This window comes from Rhodoglobus sp. G.S.23 (assembly GCF_056675935.1).
The window spans coordinates 1,162,102-1,182,710 of the sequence record NZ_CM155237.1; the positions used below are offsets into that span (position 1 = coordinate 1,162,102).

General features: G+C 58.7%; 17 protein-coding genes. 12 read left to right on the forward strand and 5 right to left on the reverse strand.

What is annotated here, in order from left to right; genetic code table 11:
• Positions 1-47: 47 nt before the first annotated feature.
• Entirely contained in the window at positions 48-992 is a 945-nt protein-coding gene (locus AC1ENN_RS05525) for a glycerophosphodiester phosphodiesterase (RefSeq protein ID WP_480406829.1), read from the forward strand.
• Here AC1ENN_RS05525 and AC1ENN_RS05530 read toward each other — a convergent pair.
• The gene (locus AC1ENN_RS05530; protein WP_480406830.1) at positions 989-2,320 is read right to left on the reverse strand and encodes a M20/M25/M40 family metallo-hydrolase; all 1,332 of its coding nucleotides are present in this window, start codon (positions 2,318-2,320) and stop codon (positions 989-991) included. The two genes, AC1ENN_RS05525 and AC1ENN_RS05530, sit on opposite strands and share 4 nt — an antisense overlap.
• 72 nt (positions 2,321-2,392) lie before the next feature.
• On the opposite strand from AC1ENN_RS05530, the gene AC1ENN_RS05535 reads away from it, so the two are divergent.
• The 4 genes from AC1ENN_RS05535 to AC1ENN_RS05550 all read left to right on the forward strand — a co-directional run bounded on the left by AC1ENN_RS05535 (position 2,393) and on the right by AC1ENN_RS05550 (position 8,589).
• The gene (locus tag AC1ENN_RS05535; protein WP_480406831.1) at positions 2,393-4,279 is read left to right on the forward strand and encodes a DUF2207 domain-containing protein; all 1,887 of its coding nucleotides are present in this window, start codon (positions 2,393-2,395) and stop codon (positions 4,277-4,279) included.
• A gap of 36 nt (positions 4,280-4,315) precedes the next feature.
• Positions 4,316-4,660: a DUF6804 family protein gene (locus tag AC1ENN_RS05540; RefSeq protein ID WP_449648923.1), complete on the forward strand. Its 345-nt coding sequence runs from the start codon at positions 4,316-4,318 to the stop codon at positions 4,658-4,660.
• 193 nt (positions 4,661-4,853) lie between these two features.
• Positions 4,854-6,998, forward strand: a complete 2,145-nt coding sequence (locus AC1ENN_RS05545; RefSeq protein ID WP_449648924.1) for a DEAD/DEAH box helicase — start codon at positions 4,854-4,856, stop codon at positions 6,996-6,998.
• Positions 6,999-7,095: 97 nt separating this feature from the next.
• On the forward strand, positions 7,096-8,589 hold the full coding sequence (locus tag AC1ENN_RS05550; protein ID WP_480406832.1) for an aspartate ammonia-lyase: 1,494 nt from the start codon (positions 7,096-7,098) through the stop codon (positions 8,587-8,589).
• 104 nt (positions 8,590-8,693) lie between these two features.
• Here the strand turns inward: AC1ENN_RS05550 and AC1ENN_RS05555 are convergent, their stop codons facing one another.
• Entirely contained in the window at positions 8,694-9,296 is a 603-nt protein-coding gene (locus tag AC1ENN_RS05555) for a protoporphyrinogen oxidase (protein ID WP_480406833.1), read from the reverse strand.
• Between the two features lie 9 nt (positions 9,297-9,305).
• Positions 9,306-10,781: an AlkA N-terminal domain-containing protein gene (locus AC1ENN_RS05560; RefSeq protein WP_480406834.1), complete on the reverse strand. Its 1,476-nt coding sequence runs from the start codon at positions 10,779-10,781 to the stop codon at positions 9,306-9,308.
• A 125-nt stretch (positions 10,782-10,906) separates the two neighbouring features.
• On the opposite strand from AC1ENN_RS05560, the gene AC1ENN_RS05565 reads away from it, so the two are divergent.
• Together AC1ENN_RS05565 and AC1ENN_RS05570 are read left to right on the forward strand one after the other, a co-directional pair.
• Complete coding sequence (locus tag AC1ENN_RS05565) at positions 10,907-11,734, forward strand: hypothetical protein (protein WP_449648928.1); 828 nt, start codon at positions 10,907-10,909, stop codon at positions 11,732-11,734.
• 41 nt (positions 11,735-11,775) lie between these two features.
• A complete protein-coding gene (locus tag AC1ENN_RS05570; RefSeq protein WP_480406835.1) occupies positions 11,776-13,038 on the forward strand; it encodes a PrsW family intramembrane metalloprotease in 1,263 nt (420 codons plus the stop codon).
• 28 nt (positions 13,039-13,066) lie between these two features.
• On the opposite strand, the gene AC1ENN_RS05575 is transcribed toward AC1ENN_RS05570, so the two are convergent.
• Positions 13,067-14,143, reverse strand: coding sequence for a hypothetical protein (locus tag AC1ENN_RS05575; protein WP_449648930.1), 1,077 nt, complete (start codon positions 14,141-14,143; stop codon positions 13,067-13,069).
• Between the two features lie 260 nt (positions 14,144-14,403).
• On the opposite strand from AC1ENN_RS05575, the gene AC1ENN_RS05580 reads away from it, so the two are divergent.
• The 5 genes from AC1ENN_RS05580 to AC1ENN_RS05600 all read left to right on the forward strand — a co-directional run bounded on the left by AC1ENN_RS05580 (position 14,404) and on the right by AC1ENN_RS05600 (position 19,410).
• Positions 14,404-16,653: a HelD family protein gene (locus AC1ENN_RS05580; protein ID WP_449648931.1), complete on the forward strand. Its 2,250-nt coding sequence runs from the start codon at positions 14,404-14,406 to the stop codon at positions 16,651-16,653.
• 217 nt (positions 16,654-16,870) lie between these two features.
• Positions 16,871-17,671, forward strand: coding sequence for a nuclease-related domain-containing protein (locus AC1ENN_RS05585; RefSeq protein ID WP_449648932.1), 801 nt, complete (start codon positions 16,871-16,873; stop codon positions 17,669-17,671).
• 84 nt (positions 17,672-17,755) lie between these two features.
• Positions 17,756-18,214, forward strand: a complete 459-nt coding sequence (locus tag AC1ENN_RS05590) for a VanZ family protein (RefSeq protein ID WP_449648933.1) — start codon at positions 17,756-17,758, stop codon at positions 18,212-18,214.
• 90 nt (positions 18,215-18,304) lie between these two features.
• The gene (locus AC1ENN_RS05595; RefSeq protein ID WP_480406836.1) at positions 18,305-18,703 is read left to right on the forward strand and encodes a lysoplasmalogenase family protein; all 399 of its coding nucleotides are present in this window, start codon (positions 18,305-18,307) and stop codon (positions 18,701-18,703) included.
• Positions 18,700-19,410: a hypothetical protein gene (locus tag AC1ENN_RS05600; RefSeq protein WP_480406837.1), complete on the forward strand. Its 711-nt coding sequence runs from the start codon at positions 18,700-18,702 to the stop codon at positions 19,408-19,410. Before AC1ENN_RS05595 ends, AC1ENN_RS05600 begins: the two co-directional genes overlap by 4 nt.
• On the opposite strand, the gene AC1ENN_RS05605 is transcribed toward AC1ENN_RS05600, so the two are convergent.
• Entirely contained in the window at positions 19,407-20,588 is a 1,182-nt protein-coding gene (locus tag AC1ENN_RS05605; RefSeq protein ID WP_480406838.1) for a MarP family serine protease, read from the reverse strand. The genes AC1ENN_RS05600 and AC1ENN_RS05605 overlap by 4 nt on opposite strands.
• Positions 20,589-20,609: the final 21 nt, after the last annotated feature.

The following is a 20,609-nucleotide window of genomic DNA, read 5'->3' on the forward strand; positions in this document are numbered from 1 at the left end:
TGGGGTCACCGTGAACGTACGGCAACCCGACAAAGGATGGCGAGTCAATGGCGACATCGCAGAACCCGGCACCTCACTATCGAGACCAACGAGCGCGAAGAGTGACCCTCGCCGTCGCCCTCGTTTCCGCAATTACTCTCGCTCTCGTGCTGAATGCTAACGTCGGCCGCGTTCATGCCGCCGGTGCTTTCTCATCCCTTCGTGCGCCAGGAGAGGCCGCGTTCATCGCCGGGCACCGCGGCGACAAAATGATTGCGCCAGAGAACACCCTCGAGGCGCTCGGTCACGCGCTCAACAGCGCAGCAGACTACGTCGAGACTGACGTGCAACTCACTGCCGACGGCGTTCCGGTACTGATGCACGATTGGACAGTCGATCGCACAACAAACGGCACTGGCCCCGTCTGGGGTTACAGCTATGAAGAGCTTGCCAAGCTTGATGCTGGCTCGTGGTTTGGTGAAGCCTTTGCGGGGGCGTCAGTTCCCACGCTGGAAGAGTTTCTCAATTTGCTTCGCTGGTCTACAAAGAACGCCATCCTCGAACTCAAAGGATCGTGGACTGATGAACAGGTTTCCCTGATTTCTGACCTCATCGCGCGTCATGGTGTCAGCGATCATGTCATCATCGGAAGCTTCGACATCATGACACTGCGAGCACTGCAGCGCGTCAACCCCGAGCTGCCAGGCATGCTTATTGTGCGCGACATTGTCGGTGACCCAGGAGCGCTGGCCGCAGCAGCGGGCGCAGTTGCTCTCGTCACAAGCAAAAAAGCGATTACGGCTGATCCTGAATTAGTGCAGCGGGTGCATGATGCTGGCCTCGGAATACTCATCTACACCCTTAACGATTCTGAGACGTGGTCGGATGCGGTCTCGTTGGGCGTTGACGGAATCGTCACCGACAGACCGGCAGAGTTGGGACAGTGGATCGCTCGCGAGTTCACCGACCCCGAGGATCTGCCATTCGCTAGGGGAGTGCGAGTTGCAGGCTAAAGCGAGGCGATGAGGGCTCGATAAAAGTCGATGCCGGCGAGGTAGCTGCTCACGAGCATCCGCTCGTTTCGGGCGTGAAGTGTATCGCGAACCTCGCGTGCCATCGCAAACGGGGTAAATCGATAGACTCCGCGGCTAATGCGTGTGAAGTGGCGACTGTCTGTTGCACCGTTCTGCACATAGGGCGTCACGATCGTTCCCGGGAAGCTTTTCTCAATTGTCGAGCGAAGCAATTCCCAAGCCAACCCCGTAGTCGGCGAGACGGGAGACGGCTCACCGGGGGACTCGACCGTGATTCTGACCCGCTTGTCGTTTACTGCCCTTGTCACATGTTTGAGAGTCGCTTCGAGGGTGGAGTTGACAGCGATTCGTACGTTGATGATGGCGCTGACCCGCTCCGGCAGCGCGTTGACGGCGTGGCCGCCTTCGAGGATTGTTACGGCCTGAGTTGTGCGCAACATTGCGGCTAGCTCGTCGCTCTTGCGCACCAGAATGGGCACGAGGAGCCCCCGTGTCCACGACACATTGCGCAGCAAGAAGCCGCTGAAGCCCCCGGCATGCTCGCCGAGAGTGCGAAGCAAGTCTGAGCCTGTCGAAGTCAAATGGGTGGGAAAGGGACGAGCATTGAGACGAATTATCGCTTGAGCGAGTCGAACAGCGGCGGGAGTGCGTGGTGGCGTTGAGGCGTGTCCGCCTGACTGGTCGACAGTCAAACGCAAGGCAGCCGTACCCTTCTCGGCGACTCCAACAACTGCCATGGGGGCTGTGACCTGATCGAAGACGTCGTCAACAATCGCGCCGCCTTCGTCGAGCACCAAGACGGGTTTCACTCCGCGTTGTTCGAGCAGATCCACAATCGCTGAAGCCCCAGTGCCGTGTGTTTCTTCGTCGTGGCCAAAGCACAGGTAGATATCTTGAGACGGCACTAGGCCAGCTTCGAGTTGAGACTCGACGGCTTCGAGGATGGCGACGACCGAGCCCTTGTTGTCGAGCGTTCCGCGCCCCCAGATAAATTGTTCTTCGCCTTTGCCGCTGAGTTCAGCGGCAAACGGCGGCCGCTTCCATCCTTCAGGGGGAGCGGCAACAACGTCGTAGTGGGCCAAGAGCACTGACGGTTCTGTCGATGCACGTCCGCGCCAGCGAAAAATAAGGGAGTAGTCAAGCACTGTCTCACGTTCGAGACGGCTGTGGCACAGTGGATAGAGTTTGCGCAGCGCTGAAGCGAAGCGGGTAAATTCTGCCCACTCAGTTGCGTCCACATCCTCGCGGGAAACTGTAGGGATTTGTACGAGCTGTTGCAGGTGTTCGACAGCCAAGGCACTCTTCATACGTCGACTCTATCGAGAGCTGGGCGGTGATTGCCCCCACCCGGGGGTCGTAATGCGTGAGGAAGGAAGACTGTGACTCGACTGGAGCTGGCGGCCAATGGTCATCGAGCACGCCGATATCTGGTGCTTGCCGGAGCCCTCCTGTGGGCAATCGGGATGATTCTGCCGCCGACGATGGCGACCGCAGCACCCACGGCAGCGACTACGCCGAACGCGCACGCTCTCACAGATCCCCCTACAAGCATCGTGAGCGCCGGTCTCGACGATTTCGTATTCGATAGTTATGACGCCGAGTTCTTTCTTGATCGCGATAGCGAAGGTCATTCGACGCTTTCCACGGTCGAAACTTTTGTTGCGGTATTTCCGGCAGACCAGAACCGGGGGATGCGGCGAGCGATCCCTGATTACTACCAGGGTGTGCCGGTAAACCTAGCCAATATTTCGGTGACAGACGAGACCGGCAAACCTCGACCATTCGACGTGGAGCATGACGAGGGATTCACTCTGATCACGAGTGCCGCAAACACGTTTGTCAGCGGAGCCCAAACGTACGTCTTCAGTTATGACCAAACTGACGTCACTCGATACTTTTCCAACACTGAGGCTGACGAATGGTACTGGGACACGAACGGCACGGGTTGGCAACAACCGTTTGGCTCAGTCACAGCAACCATCCACTTGGGCGAAGGGCTCGCAGATGCACTCATTTCGCCGCCTCGCTGCTATTGGGGCTACGAAGGATCGACAGAGGTATGCGAGATCGTCTCGGTTGACGCGAACGATTTTGTTGCCTCCCACGATCTCTTAAGCGCAGGTCAGAACCTCACCGTCGCAATGGGATTCGAACCGGGAACCTTTGTGGCTCGAGACAGCTCCTATTTCGCCTCAACCTCGGGCTATCTGCAACCGTTGGGTGCTCTCGGCGCTCTTGCAGGCCTCATCTGGGCGTTCCGTACGCGGCGAACAAAACTTGCCGACGCTGCAGGGCGGCCCACCATCATCGCCGAATATTCGCCTCCCAGCGACGTGCCACTCGTCACGGCAGCCCTTCTTCTTGGCAAGCGCAATAAAGCGATCGCCGCGCAAATCCTCGAGTTTGCCGTCCGAGGCAAGCTTCGGGTTCGTGAAGCGGAATCGAGTGGGTTCTTCTCGTCGCGCACCGAGTATCTCCTTGAGTTGGTTGACCCAACGGGGGTGCGTGGCGCTGAACTAGAGATATTGCGCGCGCTTTTCGGGAAGTCATTGCAGCACGGCGCGGTGCGAAGTCTCGCGAAGGCCGATCAGAAGCTCAGCCAGAAGCTCTACAAAATTGTGGAGCGAGAGAATTCCGGACTCGTTGCTGCCGGTTTCCGTCGCACAGTGTCGGCGAGTAGCTACCTACCGATTGCGGTGTCGGCGGTCGCGATAGCCGCAGTCATATTCTTCGGAGTCCTGCTGATCGATGGTGCCTTTGGATCCGGAGTCCCATTCGTGATCATTGCGGGTTCGATTATCGCGGGGGTAGCGACTCTGGTGTTGCTCTTTCGCACGCCCGTCACCGCGCGCGGCGCCGAAGCTAGAGACCATCTTGAGGGACTTGAGCTGTACATCCGGCTGGCAGAAGCGGACCGGTTGAGGATGCTGCAAAGCCCTGAAGGTGCCTTGCGCGAGAAAAGTACATCGACCGGTAACAACGACGTGCTCAAGATCTACGAGAAGCTCCTGCCCTACGCAGTGCTTTTCGGGCTCGAAAAGCAGTGGTCTGGGGAGCTGAGTCGGTACTACTCTGAACGCTCACCCGATTGGTATAGCGGTTCTGGCGCGTTCAACGGTGCACTGTTTGCCTCAAGTATTTCGTCAATGTCTGATTCGATCGCAAGTTCGTACTCTGGCAGCGCGTCGAGCAGTTCGAGTGGAGGTTCCGGCGGCGGCGGTTCTTCCGGCGGTGGTGGCGGCGGTGGTGGCGGTGGCGGCGTGTAGCGCTCTGCAGAGTCAGCCGCGGGTATATTTGCTCTAATGAGTGCTACGTACCCCAACAGGCCACGCCGAGTGGTCCTCCCGGCAGCAATCCTCGCTGTGCTCGTGCTCCTCGTTGGGGCGGGCATCATCGACACCGAGATTTTCACAGTGGTTCGCTACGTTGTCAGCATTCTTGCGTTGATTTGCGTGGTGCTCGTGGTTCAGGCTCACCAATGGTGGTGGGCGATCGCACTCGTGCCGATTGCGATTTTATGGAATCCCGTGTTTCCAATTGTCGTCGCCGACACTCAGTTGTTCGCGGGATTGCACTACACCGCAGCGCTTGTGTTCATCGTTATTGGCGTCGCCGTTCGCGTCACCGATACCCAAAGTCGAGGTTAATTCGCTCGAGTAGCACATGATCCCGTTTTTCTGCGTACACTAGTAACGCATCCCTTGAGACCACCAATCGCACCGCAGTTGGGTCTGGCTCACTCGAGCGGATGTTGTCACTCAGCATGAGGTCCCATTCGTGGCAACGTCTTCGAGCCGTCGATCCGTGTGACTGAGCATTTGCCTAGCGCCAGGAGAATAGTTGACCAACTCGTCAAAGACCGATCCCTCGCAGCGCAACAAGCGACCCAAAAACTCTGGTCAGCGACAAGCCGGCGCTCAACGTCGACGCGCTCGCCCCGGTGACGACACCGGAGTAATCCCCGTGCTCGCTCGCGCCGCTCGTGAAGTCGAGACTGCCGTGCAAAAGGGCCCGCTTAAGCCTGCTAACCGTGCACGCTTCCAAGTCGCCGCGCTGCTCCTGCGTGAAGAGCGCGCCAGAGTCAAGGTTGATGCAACGCTGACTGAGTCTGAACGAGCTAATGAGCAGAAGCGCCTTGATGGCCTCGCCGGCATCTTGGCTAAGACCGCAGCGCGAGACACTAGCCTGCTTTCGATGCTCGGGGAGGCCGCCCCAATCACGCCAGCAGCGAAAGCTCTGCGCCGTGACCTTTTGTTGGCTGCTGGCGTTGAGCTGAGCCCTGAAGAGTTGATCATTTCCGCCGAGCCGAAGCCTGTAGACAAGCAGGTCGATAAGCAAGTTGTGCCAGCATCCGTTCGTCAAATGCAAATGGCAAACCCCTTCTTGGCTCCCGATTTCAGTGCAGTGGCTGCAAAGCCAGAGCACGGAAACCGCCTCGCAAACTGGGAACTCATTGACCCTCTGTTCCGGGCTTTCGAACACGGATCTGGCGGTGGTGCTGCGTCAATGGAACTGCCGGAAGCTGAATCGCTTCGCACGCGGGGAAATCTCGATCTCATGCGGCACCAAGCTCGTTTCGTCGAGCGCGTCAAGCAGGGCCACCGCACGTTCCTCCTCGCCGATGAGCCAGGACTCGGCAAGACGGCTCAAGCGCTGATGGCGGCGGAGGCTTCTCACTCGTACCCATTGCTCGTTGTTGTCCCTAACGTCGTCAAGACCAACTGGGAACGCGAAGTGGAACTGTGGACTCCTGGTCGCACCGCGACTGTTGTTCACGGTGATGGCGATTCTGTCGATGCCTTCAGCGACGTCGTCATCGTCAACTATGAGGTTCTCGACCGCCACGTCGGTTGGCTCGGACGATTTGGCTTCAAAGGCATGGTCGTCGATGAAGCCCACTTCATTAAGAACCTCAAATCTGAACGTTCCAAGCATGTACTTAGCCTGTCTCACAGCATCCGTGCGACGTACCCGAAGGCGCTCTTGATGGCGCTAACCGGAACACCGCTCATCAACTCGATTGAAGACTTCCGAGCAATCTGGCAGTTCCTGGGCTGGATCGATGCGACGAAACCACTCGCGCCACTCATGGCAAAGCTCGAAGAATCAGATCTCACCCCCGCTGACCCCGGTTTCTTCTCCGAAGCGAGACGTGCGGTTATCGATATGGGTATCGTTCGTCGAAAGAAAGTGGATGTCGCGGCTGACATTCCGGCGCGACGCATCGCCGATATTCCCGTTGAACTCGACGATGATCTCGGTCGCTCGATTCGGGCGGCAGAGCAAGCGCTCACCGCGCGACTCCTTGATCGCTTCACTCGAGTGCGCAACCTCAAGCCCGATGTCGCTGTCGAAGACTTGATTCGGGTCGTCGCTCACGCCGAGCTCGAAGAGTCAAAGAGTGCAACCACGGGAGAGAACGTCTTTACGATGGTGCGTCGAATTGGGCAGGCAAAGGCTACGCTCGCCGCCGATTACACAGCGCAATTGGCTCGCTCAGTCGGCAAGGTTGTGTTTTTCGCCAAGCACATCGATGTGATGGACACCGCCGAGGCACACTTTGCCAAGGTCGGACTTAAGTCGGTGTCGATTCGCGGTGACCAGAGCGCCAAGGCTCGCCAAAACGCCATCGACTCGTTCGCCGATGACCCCGACGTTTCCGTAGTGGTTGCATCGCTTACCGCCGCTGGCGTTGGATTGAACCTTCAGGCAGCATCCAACGTTGTTCTCGCCGAACTTAGTTGGACGAACGCCGAGCAAACGCAGGCGATCGACCGCGTGCACCGAATCGGCCAAGAGCTTCCGGTGACAGCCTGGCGCATCATCGCAGCGCACACGATTGATGCGCGAATCGCAGAGCTCATAGACAGTAAGGCTGGATTGGCTGCACGGGCACTTGACGGTTCAGATGACGAAGTCATTGCGGAGTCGAATATCCAACTTCAGGCGCTTTCCGCGCTGCTGCGGGACGCCATCAAGAATTAGCTCACCGTTAAGAACTGACGTTCTCGTCACCGGTCTCCGTCGGCTCACGCGTGGCCGAAGCGTAGAATGGTTGCATGAGTGACACGCAGGTTTTGTCGTGCCAACCGTCAACGGAGATGAGAACCAACAGTTGAGCAATGCCTCTTCGCACAACACCACTACCCGCATCGAATCCGATTCGCTCGGCTCGCTAGAGATTCCGGCAGATGCCTATTGGGGGGTCCACACTCTCCGAGCAATGCAGAACTTTCCGATAACTCGGCGTGCGATCTCTGTCTATCCTGACCTCGTTCGCGCTTTGGCTCACATCAAGCAGGCGGCGGCTCGTGCCAACGCCGAACTCGGTGTTCTGGAATCGAAGAAAGCGCACGCTATCGATACCGCGTGCCAAGAGATTCTCGATGGCGCACTTCAGGCAGAGTTCTGTGTCGGGGTGATTCAGGGCGGTGCTGGCACGTCTACCAACATGAACGCCAACGAGGTGATTGCCAACCGCGCCCTCGAAATCTTGGGGCACCAGAAGGGCGAGTACTCCTTCCTGCACCCCATCGATGATGTCAACCGCAGCCAGAGCACGAACGATGTGTATCCGACCGCGATCAAGCTAGCGATGATCTTTGGTGTTCATCGGCTTCTCACCGAACACGCACTGCTGTCCGAGTCATTCGCGGTCAAGGGTCGCGAGTTTGTCAAGATTCTCAAAATCGGTCGCACTCAAATGCAAGACGCGGTGCCCATGACCCTTGGCCAAGAGTTCACTGGCTTTTCGCATACGCTCGAAGAAGATCACGCCAGACTCACCGACGTTCTGCCCTTCATGAGCGAAATCAATATGGGCGCCACTGCCATCGGCACAGGAATTACCGCCGATTCTCGGTACGCCGAAGCGGTACGACGCCACCTGACGGATGCCACCGGCATCGAGATGAAGACCGCGTTCGACCTCATCGAAGCTACGAGCGATGTGGGAATCTTTATGTCGCTGAGTGGAATTCTCAAGCGTTCGGCCGTGAAGCTTTCGAAAATCTGCAACGACCTTCGATTGCTTTCCAGCGGCCCGCAAGCCGGTTTCGGTGAGATCAACCTCCCGGCAAAGCAGGCAGGTTCCTCGATCATGCCTGGCAAGGTGAATCCGGTTATCCCCGAGGTCGTCAATCAGGTCGCATTCAGCGTAATCGGGGCGGATGCCACAGTCACCGCCGCGGCCGAAGCAGGGCAATTGCAGCTCAACGCTTTTGAGCCCGTCATTGCCCACTCGCTGCTTCAGTCGCTGGCCTGGATGACTAACGCTTGCCGTACTCTTCGCGAGAACTGCATCGATGGAATCACGGCCAACGAGGAACGTCTCGCGGCACAGGTCGAATCGAGCGTAGGAGTTGTTACCGCTCTTACTCCCTACATTGGCTACGCAGCAGCGGCGACCCTCGCGCATACAGCGCTGACGACGAACGCATCCATTGCACAACTTGTGGTCTCTGCCGGGCTCATGAAAGAAGAAGACGTCGCCCGAGTGCTCACTCCTGAGCGACTGAGTGGGGTTTCGCCTATGACCTCCGCAATCACCCTTCCCTGGCTAGCTGAAGAAGAATAGCCAGCCCCAACACAGAAGACGCCTAGCCTCTCGCGCTGCGAGGGGCTAGGCGTCTTCTGAGTTAACCAGTGTGTGCCGGATTGAGGGGCACGAGTCGTAGCGCGCTAGGGCTTCTTCGAGGTCGGGGCGTCGTACTCAGAGTCGTCATCGTCTTCGTCATCGAGGGGCGCCAGAGCTTCGTCGCGCGCCTTGCCCGCTGTCGCAAAAGCACGATCGATAACGCTTTCGCCTCGCTCTCGAAGTTCGGCGGCAGTGTGAGTGGCGTTGTCTCGCACATCGCTCGCAGTGTGGGTCACTCGACCGACCGCATCCCGTGCCGTTGTTGAAGCTCGGCCAGCGAGTTCTTTTGCCGAGCCCTTGGCAGAATCAGCGAGATCCTTCGCGGTCTCTTTGGCAGTCTCGGCAAGTTCCTTTGCCGTGCCCTTCGCGGACTCGGCAACCTCGCGCGCGGTTTCAGCGACCTCTTTAGCCGTGCTGGTCACGAATCCCGGGGTAGCCTTTGCGACGGCCTCAGCCTTGTCGCGCAAGATTGGTGCCTGAGTGCGTGCATAGTCTTCGACGCTTGTGCGTGCCTTGCTGACTCGCGGGCTCTCCCAGAGTTCGGTTGCCTTGCCTTTCATCTGGTCGTAACGTTCGCGGCCGGCGCGCGCGCCGAGAACATAGCCGATGGCAATACCGAGTGCGAGTTTCACGAGTCTGGCGTTCATGCGTCTAGCCTACGGTGAGGTCGCCTTTCGCTCTACCTGGGCGGGGCGTGATCGCCACAAGTGCATACAGGCGTAGCTACGCCAGGGCGCCCACGCGGCGGAATACTGGGTGAGAGCCGGAGCAGCGGCCGGAAGCCCCAGTTCCCTAGCCCCTTGGCGCACAACGAGGTCGCTGCTCAGCATGATGTCGGGATTTCCGAGCACCCGCATCGCCATGTACCCGGCGGTCCACGGGCCGATCCCCGGCATCGCCTTTAGCCTTGCTGTGAATTCGTCGACAGGGGTCGAAACGTCGAGATTGAGATCGCCGGAAGCAAGCGCTTCGGCGACAGCGAGAATGCTCGTAATGCGAGTGCGTGGGCCACGCAGTACCTCGCTACCAGACGCCGCCAACCGCTCAGAGGTGGGAAACAGGCCATCACTGCCCAGTTCGCGAGCGATGCGGGCGTGCACTGTTCGCGCGGCCGCAACCGAAATTTGTTGCCCAATTAGAGTGCGAAATAGTGTCTCTTCGGTATCGACACTGCCGGGGAGGCGCATTCCGGGAACCCGCGCGACTGAGGGCGCAAGTGCCGGATCGATGGAAAGGATGCGATCGATTGCGTGCGAGTCTGCGTCGAGGTCGAAGAGGCGACGCACTCGAGCGACCAGCGGTGCGACATCCGAAATTCTGGCTAGCTGGGCAGTGCACACGAGGCCGTTGTCTATCAGTTCGAGGCGAACTGTTGCCACTCCGCCCGGCAAGCGCACCGCGCGCTCAAGGCTGGATTCAGTGGCTAGCTCTATGCCCTCGACTGCATGATTTGCGAAGAAAGTCATGAGCCCGGCTCCGTCGAAGGGTGCACGAGTTGGCAGTCGAAGAGTTAGCGTCGACGGTCGTTCTTCTGCAAGGTGCGGATGAGCGGAGCTGCCGCGCCTGGCTAGCGTACGCAGCTGACTCGGGGTGGTTTCGTACACCGCCTGGATTGTGTCGTTAAATTGGCGGATGCTGGAAAACCCTGCGGCAAAGGCGACGTCGGAAATGCTCAAATCCGTAGCGCTCAGGAGCGTTCGTGCGGCCTGTGCCCGGTGTGCTCTGGCGAGTGCCAAAGGTCCAGCACCGAGTTCTGCTGAGAGCACTCTGGTGAGGTGGCGGCTGGTGTATCCCAAACGGGAGGAAAGTCCAGACACGCCTTCTCGTTCGACGACACCGTCGCCGATGAGGCGCATCGCGCGTGAGGCCAGGTCGTCGCTGAGGTTCCAGTCGGGAGAACCTGGTACTGCGTCGGGCTGACACCGTTTGCACGCGCGGAGACCAGCTTCGTGAGCAGCAGCCGCGGTCCGATAGAACCGCACATTCCGCGGTTGTGGTGCGACAGCAGGACAACTTGGGCGGCAATAGATTCCTGTGGAGTGCACGCCGGCGATGAACTGCCCATCGAACCGCGCATCCCGCGAGCACAGTGCTCGATATTGTTCATCGAAGCTGAGCATGGAGGCGGACATAACTCAAGGGTGCCACCTCGTTAGGCTACTGACCAGCGGAAATCAGACATCACGCTTGCGGCGACTTGACCGAGTACTGCCCGGCGCGCTGACCCGAAGCTGGCCGAAGCGACTACAGTCGCACCGTGGAATCTTCATGGACAGTACTCACCATTCTTGCGGCCGTCTGGCTCGTAGCATTCTCAGCTCAAATCGCTGACTACGCGACGGCACGCTTCGACCACCTTCGACTAGCGCGCGGTGTTCGAACGAGAGTGCGGTTGCACCCTGTTGCGTGGATCGTGCCTGTTGCCGCGCTGGCCCTTGTCATTACGGCAGTAGGGATTGACTGGAGCACACGCTTGTTCTTCGCGAATCCAACACAGACCCCCGCTGGGGTCATCGTCGCGCTCAGCACCGTGGTGTTAATTGTGGCGCTCATTGCGATCATCGCTGTCGTGGTGGTTCGCCCTCCTGCCGATAGCTATCGACTCATGCGTGATGAGCTCATCGAGCTTGCCGGTGTGCGCATGCATCAAGATCAGGTTGACGAATTTCGTGCGCGAGTCGCTGCCATCGATGCAGCATCCAAAGATCGTCGGATGCCGGACGCAGCAACACCTCTAGCAACCGTGCGACTGATTCTGCGAACGCCGCACTGGTTGATCGCGCCAGTTGCTTCACTAGCGGCCATCATCGCGGCGATTGTTGACGTGGCCAACGACTCCTCGCGATCGTGGCCACTGGCAGTAGCAGTGGTGATCTTTCTTCTGAGCCTCCAGTTTGCTGTTTCCGCTGCCCGCGCTTCGCTGACGTTGCGCGCAGCCGTGCGGTCGACTCAAGATGTCTACCGCGGAGAGCTTCTCGGCCTCATCATCGAAGCCGAACGTTCCTCGAAGAAGCGAGTCGCAGGACTCGGTGATCGAGTGACGCGGGCATTGAGCATTTTGCGGGAGCAGCAAGCCTCACAGTAGACGTCCCCAGCGAGGTGGCTGTCTCACGCTAGGGTCGTTTTATGACCGCGAGTGATTCACCTTCTGCGACTCCCGATTTCACCGCATCCGCAGGGATTGCCGCTCAGCAGCCATTGCCGGCGCCTGCCGAGGTCGCTAGCGAAGCGAAGCAGAACCAATTGCATGGTGGGCCGCCTCCGCGGCAAGGGCCCGGCCTGCTTATCTTGGGGATAGTGGGCGTTGTCGCCCTCTCGTTCGTCTTACTTTTTGTTGTTGTCTACGTGATTTCTGCCATCGGCACGGATGCTTTCGCGCTTGGCGGTGTGCTGGCGGTTGTTCCGCTGGCTGTCGTCTTCTTTACCGTGCGATGGATCGATCGCTGGGAACCAGAACCGCGCCTTGCCGTTGTTTTCGCATTTCTCTGGGGTGCTGGCGTCGCTGTCTTGCTTGCGTTGATTGTCGGTGCAGAGATTGAGAATGTCATTGCTGCTCTCGGAGGGCCTGGGCCAGCCTACGAGTTCTTCTCTGCAGCGATTCAGGCGCCGATTGTTGAAGAAGCGGGTAAGGCGCTGGGGATTCTTGTGATCTTTTGGGTCGCACGCCGTCACTTGGATGGACCGATCGATGGATTGGTTTATGCGGCATGGATCGCTGGCGGTTTCGCGTTCACCGAGAACATCTTGTACTTCGGCACTCAACTCGTCAGCGTTGATGGCGGTGGAACAGGAATCTTCCAGATGTTCTTGGTCCGGGGCCTCATGTCACCGTTCGCCCACGTGATGTTTACGGCGTGCACCGGAATCGCATTGGGATTCGCATCGCGCTCGACCCGAGCCGCTCACGGAGTGGGAATCTTCGCCGTGGGGCTCACCGTGGCGATCGCGTTGCACGCCCTGTGGAATGGCGCACTGTTTTTTGTCAATGACTTCTTCGGCTATTACGCCATTGTGCAGTTTCCGCTCTTCGTCGTTGCCATCGTGATTGTTCTTTATCTGCGCAAGCAGGAAGAAAAAATGACGTTCGACCGGCTTGCAGAATATGCAAGCGTTGGCTGGTTCAATCACGATGAGATCGCGGTGCTTGCGACGGCGAGTGGCCGACGTCACGCGCTGGCGTGGGCGGCCCGCAATAACAAGCGAGTGGCGATGCAAGCCTATATTCAGGATGCGACGCGACTCGCGTTCGCCCGTCAGCGCATCATCACGGGGCGTGACCGGATTAGTGCGACCACTGACGAAGCAGTGCTCCTCGGGGCCGTAGTCGAGTCACGCCATGCCCTCATGGGCACCGGGAATCCGCCTCGCAAGGATCCACCGACTGGATAGCCGGCACCGTGAATGAGGAAGTGATCTGCTAAGCAAGCAGGCGGATCACGAACTGCCCGATCCAGAAAACCGCAACTACCGCCACCATCGTAATGGCGGCGATTGAGACGCCGCCCTTCAGCCGTTGCCCCTGAGGGGCGACGAGATTTACGCTCGAGTCGCCGATGCGTTCATCCGCATAATTTCGGGACTGGCGCAGAGTCTTGGCGCCGACAGTATCGGCGATGCCGAGCAGCCGACGGTGTTGCGCTGGGTCAACAAGGTCGAACTCCTGTGGCGAATAGACCAATAGCCACTTGTCGACGACCTCAACGTCGTACGGTGCAGCGTGGTCAATGAGCAACGCCATCAAATCTGGTGTGAAAACGTAGAGAGCGTCGCGTTCATACTGGCGCGGTGAGTACAGCGTGAAATGTTCGTTGAAGTCACCCTCGAGTTTCAACACTTGATCGCGAGCGAACGACTTGGGCAGATTGCTGACACCAAATAATTGATTATTGGAACGAGCATCCAAAACCATGTGGGGGAGAGCCCGGTCAAGCTCTAAGGCCATGAAGCCCCAGTTGTGTGTCTGGCGATTCTTTCCCGAGCCTGTCACATAGCGGTAGTTGCCGTAGTCGAGTGTGCGCCCCTCATTGCTGCGAAAGCGATTGCGGATAGAGCGAGTGCCGCCGTTGTTGAAGATGAGTCCTGGATAGTCAATGGCGGTGTCGAGGGGCGCAAATGTGAGCCCATTGTCTTCAGCGAACTTGTTCATGCGATAGAAGCGCAACCATGGCCCGCCGTTGCGACGCCATGCGCGAATGCCGGCATAGATCGCCCCTGTCGCCACCATCAGAAGGATGAGGAGAAAGAGAAGGGCGGGTAGTGCAGCGAATACCGCGCCTTCGACGAACGCTGATCGAACTATGCCGCTAAGAACGCCGAAAATCTGGCCACCGGCGACGAGGAGAAAGATGACAGCTGCGACAGCGACGAGGCCAACTTTGGCGACCATCCCCAGCTGCGAGTACCCGAAATGGTCGCGGCGTTGTGCCCGAAATTGCGATACCTCGTGAGCGTCAACGGGATAGATCAGCCCGGAGTAGTCGATTGAGCGAAGCATCGTTCCATCGTAAGTTGTGAGGCACTCAAGCCGTCAGTCTCACTTTGGGGGGAGACGGCTCAGAATCGCGGGTTTTGCGGGACTGCAAGCCCCACACAGACTCATCGCCCACCGGTGCGGCACTGCCTGCGACTCTGGTGAGCGATGAGTGTTACTGCTTTCAGCGTGCCACCAAGTTTCGCTAAGCGCAATAGGTTGGCGGCGATTTCATAGTCAAAAACGGCGTACCATTGAAGGCCGCAATTTGGAGAGGAACCCGAATGTCATCGAGTGAACTTGAACGGGAACGGGACTATGTCCATGGTCTCTATCGCCGACTCGATTCGCTTCGGGATGCCGCTCAACAACAGCTGGAGGCTGTGCGCAGGAGCGCTCCAGGAGGAACCCATCAGAACCGGTCTGAGCGCGATGCTTTTGCCCGAATCTATGAAGATCGAGTTGGCCAGTTGCGCGAGATTGACGAAAGATTGGCGTTTGGTCGGCTCGAGTTGGAACCCGATGGCGATGAAAGCGGTCGCGTGCTGCGCTACATCGGTCGAATCGGCCTTCGTGACGATGACCAATTGCCGCTGCTTCTCGATTGGCGAGTTCCTCAGGCACGAGCGTTTTATCAGGCAACGGCCGCGACCCCGCTCGGGGCTCGCGCTCGACGCCACCTCCAAAGCAGCGGGCGCAACATTGTGCGCATCGACGATGAAATCTTTGACTCAGAGATTCTTGAGAGCGACGCAGTCTCACTTCAAGGCGAGGCGGCTCTCATGGCCAGCCTCACTGCCGAACGCACGGGCCGGATGGGCGACATCGTCGCGACGATCCAGGCCGAGCAAGATGCGATCATTCGCTCCGAACTCAGCGGTGCCCTGGTGGTGCAGGGCGGACCAGGTACTGGAAAAACGGCGGTAGCGCTGCACCGCGCGGCGTACCTGCTGTATTCGCATCGTGAACGTCTTTCGACATCCGGTGTGCTGATTGTCGGTCCGTCTCGCTCGTTCTTGCGGTACATCGAAGCGGTACTGCCCTCGCTCGGTGAGACGGGCGTGGTGCTCGCGAGCCTCGGACAGCTATTCCCGGGTGTGGATGCTCGTCGCGAAGATCTAGATGCGGTTGCGAGCCTTAAAGGTTCGCTAGAAATGGCGGCGCTGATCAGGAGGGCTGTTCGGTCACGTCAGGTAGTGCCTACCGCTACTCAGCGCATGGAAATCAATGGTGAAATCCTTGATGTTCCCGCTGATCTCATTCGTGGTGCGATGCAGAAGGCGTGGGATTCCCACAAGCCCCACAATCTTGCTCGAGTGACATTCAATAAGGCCGCGATCGCCGCTTTGAGCCGGATGCTCGCCGAACAGCTTCGTTCACACGGCAACACCATCGACGATTCCGATCAGAAATGGTTGCGCGAAGACATCCGCACTGCCCACGACGTCAAGGTTGCGCTGAACACGGCATGGATGCCCCTGTCGCCTCAGAAACTCATTAGCGATCTCTACGCTCGGCCGGCGTGGCTGGAGAGTCTCACGCCCCGCTGGACTCCCGCGGAGAGGCAATTGCTGCTGCGTGAGCGCGATGCCGCATTTACGATCAGTGACGTTGCACTGCTCGATGAAGCAGCCGAATGGCTCGGTGAAGTGGATGTAGCCCACACCGCGGCCGAGCATGAGCACGCCCAGCAGCGCAAGCGTGACCTCGAGAACGCGGCCGCAGCCATTGAGAACATGGGTGTTGAAGGCATGATTGATGCCGAGACCCTTGCTGACGGATTTGAGGTGGCTGTCGAACGTGCGTCGACCGCTGATATCGCTGCCGCTGATCGCTCTTGGGCCTACGGGCATATCGTTGTCGATGAAGCTCAGGAACTTTCGCCCATGCAGTGGCGTCTCCTCGGGCGTCGCAATCCTCTGAAATCGTTCACGATTGTCGGTGACGTGGCTCAAGCAAGTGCTGCAGCGGCTGCAACGAGTTGGGAAAAAGCGTTGGGGGCTCATGTCGGTAGCGCGTGGCGGCTTGAAGAACTCACCGTCAATTACCGCACCCCCTCTCAGATTGTTGCGGTTGCCGAAGCAGTTGCTTTAGCCCATCACGTGTCGATCACGCCGTCGCGGGCTGTGCGGGAGAGCCCGTGGCCGGTAGCCGTGACGACGACATCCCCTGAAAGTCGTGCCGGGAGCGTTGTCGATGCAGTGCATGCCGATCGGGCTATCTCTACTGATGGAACCACGGCGGTCATCGTGAGCGAGTCGCTGACGGACGAAACCGTTGCTGCACTCACCAGTGCGCTTCCGGGTCTCGTTGGTGAGGGCGCAGCGGGCCTCAATAAGCCGATCGCCGTACTGACGCCTCGAGAATCTAAAGGTTTGGAGTTCGATTCGGTTGTTGTCGTCGAGCCTCAGCGCATTGTTGACGAGATAACTCGGGGCGCTGCCGCCCTGTATGTCGCGATGACGCGCCCAACCCAGCGCCTCAGCATTGTGGCTTCTGAGGGGCTCCCGGAAGGTATTCCCTTACCGAAATAGGGTGCTCGCGGCTGTTCACCCCCACTCGGGTAGGCCCAAAAGTGGGGGTTTCATGAAATTCTCAGGTTAGGCACTATGTATCTAGAAGTTGTTCCTCGGGGGAGGGACCTTCACTCGGGAGCGAGTTTTCGCCACGAGTCGGGCCGGAGGCGGGGGAGCCTCCGGCCCAACGTATTTCTGCATGCATTGAGGTGCATGTGAGAGCTGGAGGGTCTGCGTGCCGCAGAATAACGATCTTCGCGGCCGGATCGCTGGACAGTCAGCTATGGCCGCCGTAATCGAAGCGCAATCACACCGAGCGCCACGAGGACGCTTGGCGCGCACCTTTGGCGTATCCCCGCTCACTGATGAAGGCAAAGCGCACTACCGTGGCGCCGTTGGCGAGTTACTTGTCGGCTCCATCCTTGACCATCTTGGGCACAGCTGGGATGTGCTGCACGGTGTTCCTCTTGGCCCTTCCTCGCTTGATCACTTTGCCGTTGGCCGCGCGGGAGTCTTTGCGATTGCCGTCGTAAATTGCCGGGGCGACGAAGTTGCCGTCAATGGTGATGAACTCATTGTCGCTAAAAGTGTCAATCCCGGGTTGCGCGAGGCCAAGTCCGCTGCGACTATCGTCGCTGAGTCGCTCAGCAACGCTCTCGGCGCCACGATTAGGGTCACGCCAGTCCTTGTCTTGGTTGAGCCGACTAAGGTTTCCACCTTGCAGGATGCTGCTGACGTTCACGTGCTCACCTCGATGCAGCTTGAACAGTGGCTGCTCTCGGCCCCGTCGGTGCTTTCCGGTGAGGATGTTGCCAACATTTCTGGTGCGGCCGAAGCCAACGACACATGGCCACAACCTCAAAAGAGCGCTCGAAAGGCACGAAATCTAACGCGAGCGTTCGTGCGGATCCATCATGAAGTTCGCGCGGCAACGGCGCGACGTTTCCTGTGGGGTGCTGCTTCGGTGATCATCCTGTTTCTTTCCGTGTGGATTCTTGTCTCGATCCTCGCTTCTGCGGTCGTACGCGACATGTGAGTTCCTTATGCGTTGATCCATAGTCAGCCGTGAGTCGTTAGCGAGTCGAGCGCTTTCTCTCTCGAGGTAAGGCACGATGGATGAATGTTTAGGCGACATCCATATCTGAGCGTTGCCACGTTCGGATATTTGGCAATCGTGGCGTGGCTCACTTTGAGTCCCCAAGCGCCTGATCAGCGCGACGGTCCGCTCTGGCGACTCGCGCTATTCCTCGACCGATTTTCTGCAACACAGTGGTTGACGTTCAATGATCTTGAGTTCGTGGCGAACATTGCTCTCTTTGTTCCGCTTGGTTTGTTTTTTGTTTTGCTCGTGGGCAAGCGGCAGTGGTGGCTTGCGATTGGGCTTGCGGTCGGTTTGACCGCGGGTATCGAGTGGGTGCAGCAGTTCATTCCATCGAGGGTGTCTGATCCACGGGATATTCTTTCCAATTCCCTCGGCGCGACTATCGGCGTCGTCATTACTCTCAGCGTTGCTGCCGTGCGCCACCGTGCTCGGGTTACGCTCCGGCGCCGCCATGATGTCGAAAATTCTTCATATTGACGTGAGCGAAGCGTATTCTGGGGCCATGCCTTCCGCGCGCTGGTTTGTTCCGTACCTAGCGGTTTCTGCGATCCATGTCCTTGGTTCGGCTTGTGTACCCACGTTGTGTACTTCGTTCTCTTTATTCGAAGCCTTCGAACCCGTCACATCCCTTGGTCAACCACAGGGCTTGTTGTGTGGTGGATGGGCATGCTCCTCTTGCTACGCGACGATCTTGGCGTCTTCTTACTTCCACTAGCCATCTATGGAATCGTGCTTGGTGCATCGACAGCCGCAGCGTTTGCCACAAGCGCCACGATTGCGACCGGGGCTGTGCTGTTCTTGGTTTCAGACACCTCTTTGGCCTGGGCTCTGTTCGCCCCGACGGGAGCGTGGTGGAATTCGGATGCCGTAATCATGGCGCTGTATGTTTCGGGACAGTTGTTGATCGTCACCGGCTTCTTGCGCTTGCGAAGTCGGGCTCGGGAGGCTGCTAGCGTGACTGGGTGACTTCTGAGCCTCCGTTGGATCCTGTGCAGCGACGTGTTGCGGTTGCGCCGGTGATTGTGGCGGTTGTTGCGCTTCTGGTGTTTGCCGTTGTTGTGACCATCGTTATTACGCTCGCTGCCGCGACGACTCCTGGCAGCGGTGCTCAAGCGCCAACGCCGGGCGTTTCCCCGTCCGCAGTTTCGCCTGACCTCACAGTGCCGGAATCTGCCGCTGTCGCTCCAACCGAGGAGTCGACCGGGGCGCGCTGTGTCGATTTCACCGAAGAGACAGTCGCACTCGATATTGTTGAAGCCTCGCTGACTCAGACGGACCGTGGCGATCTCACCGTCGACGTGACTCTGGCATCCGCTGTGCCCACTGGCTCGGCACAGTTGGGCATTTATGTTGAACGATCCGACGCTGATCGCGCCTATCAGTTCTCTGTTGAGATCAATGATCGCGAGATTGAGAGCGTCACTTCGTACGAGTTCGATGACAAGAAGAGCGATCGACTTGATGTCGATGATGCTGAGATCGATGGCGCTGTAGTGAGCTTTGTCATTCCGCGCAATGTTTTCAAGAAGCTTGGCGACGACTGGTCATGGTTTGCATTTTCGATGTGGGATGACGCGTCCGCCGATGCGTGCCCTGGCGACCCTGGCTCGTTCGAGACTCTGCTGTTCGATTCGACCGCGTCGTCATCACCGGATAGCGAGCAGCGCGACTAGCCCGGAATGCACGCACCGCTTGACACAGTCGCGGAGAGGCCGGGTGCGTCATCAACGGCGGGTTGAAGCTCGGTGAGGGTTAGTGCGTAACCGACATTCTCTTGGTCGGCACCTCGAGCAAAGATTGCTCCGATTACTTCCCCCCTGAGCGAGAGCAGTGGGCCACCGGAGTTTCCGGGATTCACCTGGCCTGCGAGGGTGTAAACCTCGCGAGGCGAACCGCCAGACCCATAAATGTCGGGGCTGCTGGTTGTGCTGACGTGCTGCACTAGTGCTGCATCGACGGTGATGGGCCCTCCGTAGGGATAGCCCTCGATAGCGGCACTAGTTCCGGGGCGTACAGTGCGGCCGAGTGGGAGGGGAGCGGAGCTGAGTCCGGGTACCGCGATTACAGCGAGGTCGTCGCTCGGGTCGAAATACACGATTGTTCCGGTGAGGACTTGGCCGTTTAGCGCTTCGATCACGGGGCGTTCCGTGCCAGCAACGACATGAGCGTTGGTAACAATTCGTTCATCGGAAACCACGAATCCTGTACCGGTCTGGGCTTGGCCACAGGCGTAGGCGTTGCCGGTGATCCGAACAACGGATTCGGCTGCCGTGGCGAGAATTGCGCTGTCAGTGTCGATCGTCGGGATTTTCCCGCCAGCGGCTCCGAGCTTGGATGTGAAGAACGGTACGCCCTGATCGGCGAGCACAGTGCGCAATTGCGCGATTCTGAGTTCGACGTCATTCGGTGTCAGGTCCTGAATTGTGCTGATGACAGCCGAGCCTGAAATGGTGCGGGAGAGTAGCGGTGAGCCGAGCTGCGCGACGCTAAAGCTGACGGTCGAAACGATTAGCGCGGCAAGGACACCATTGGCTATGCCCCCCGCGACTCGGTCGATGCCTCTGAGTTTGCTGGTTTCGAGTTCCTCGCGAAGTGCGCGAGCTATCGCTGCACCGATCGCGTGCCCAATTGCGATTAGAGCAATCGCGGCCACAATAGTAAGAGCGACGCGAAGCTGTGGCCACGGAATCGAGGTTGATATTGATGGCGCAAGCAATACAGCGGCAATGACTCCCGCGACGATTCCCGCGATGACGAAAACGCTTCTGGTCAGCCCTATCGAGATGCCATAGGCCACGTACCCAAGCAGCAGCGCAATAAGCAGCAGGTCGAGTAGCGGGGACACATTCACCTCTCAACTCTAAACGGCCGT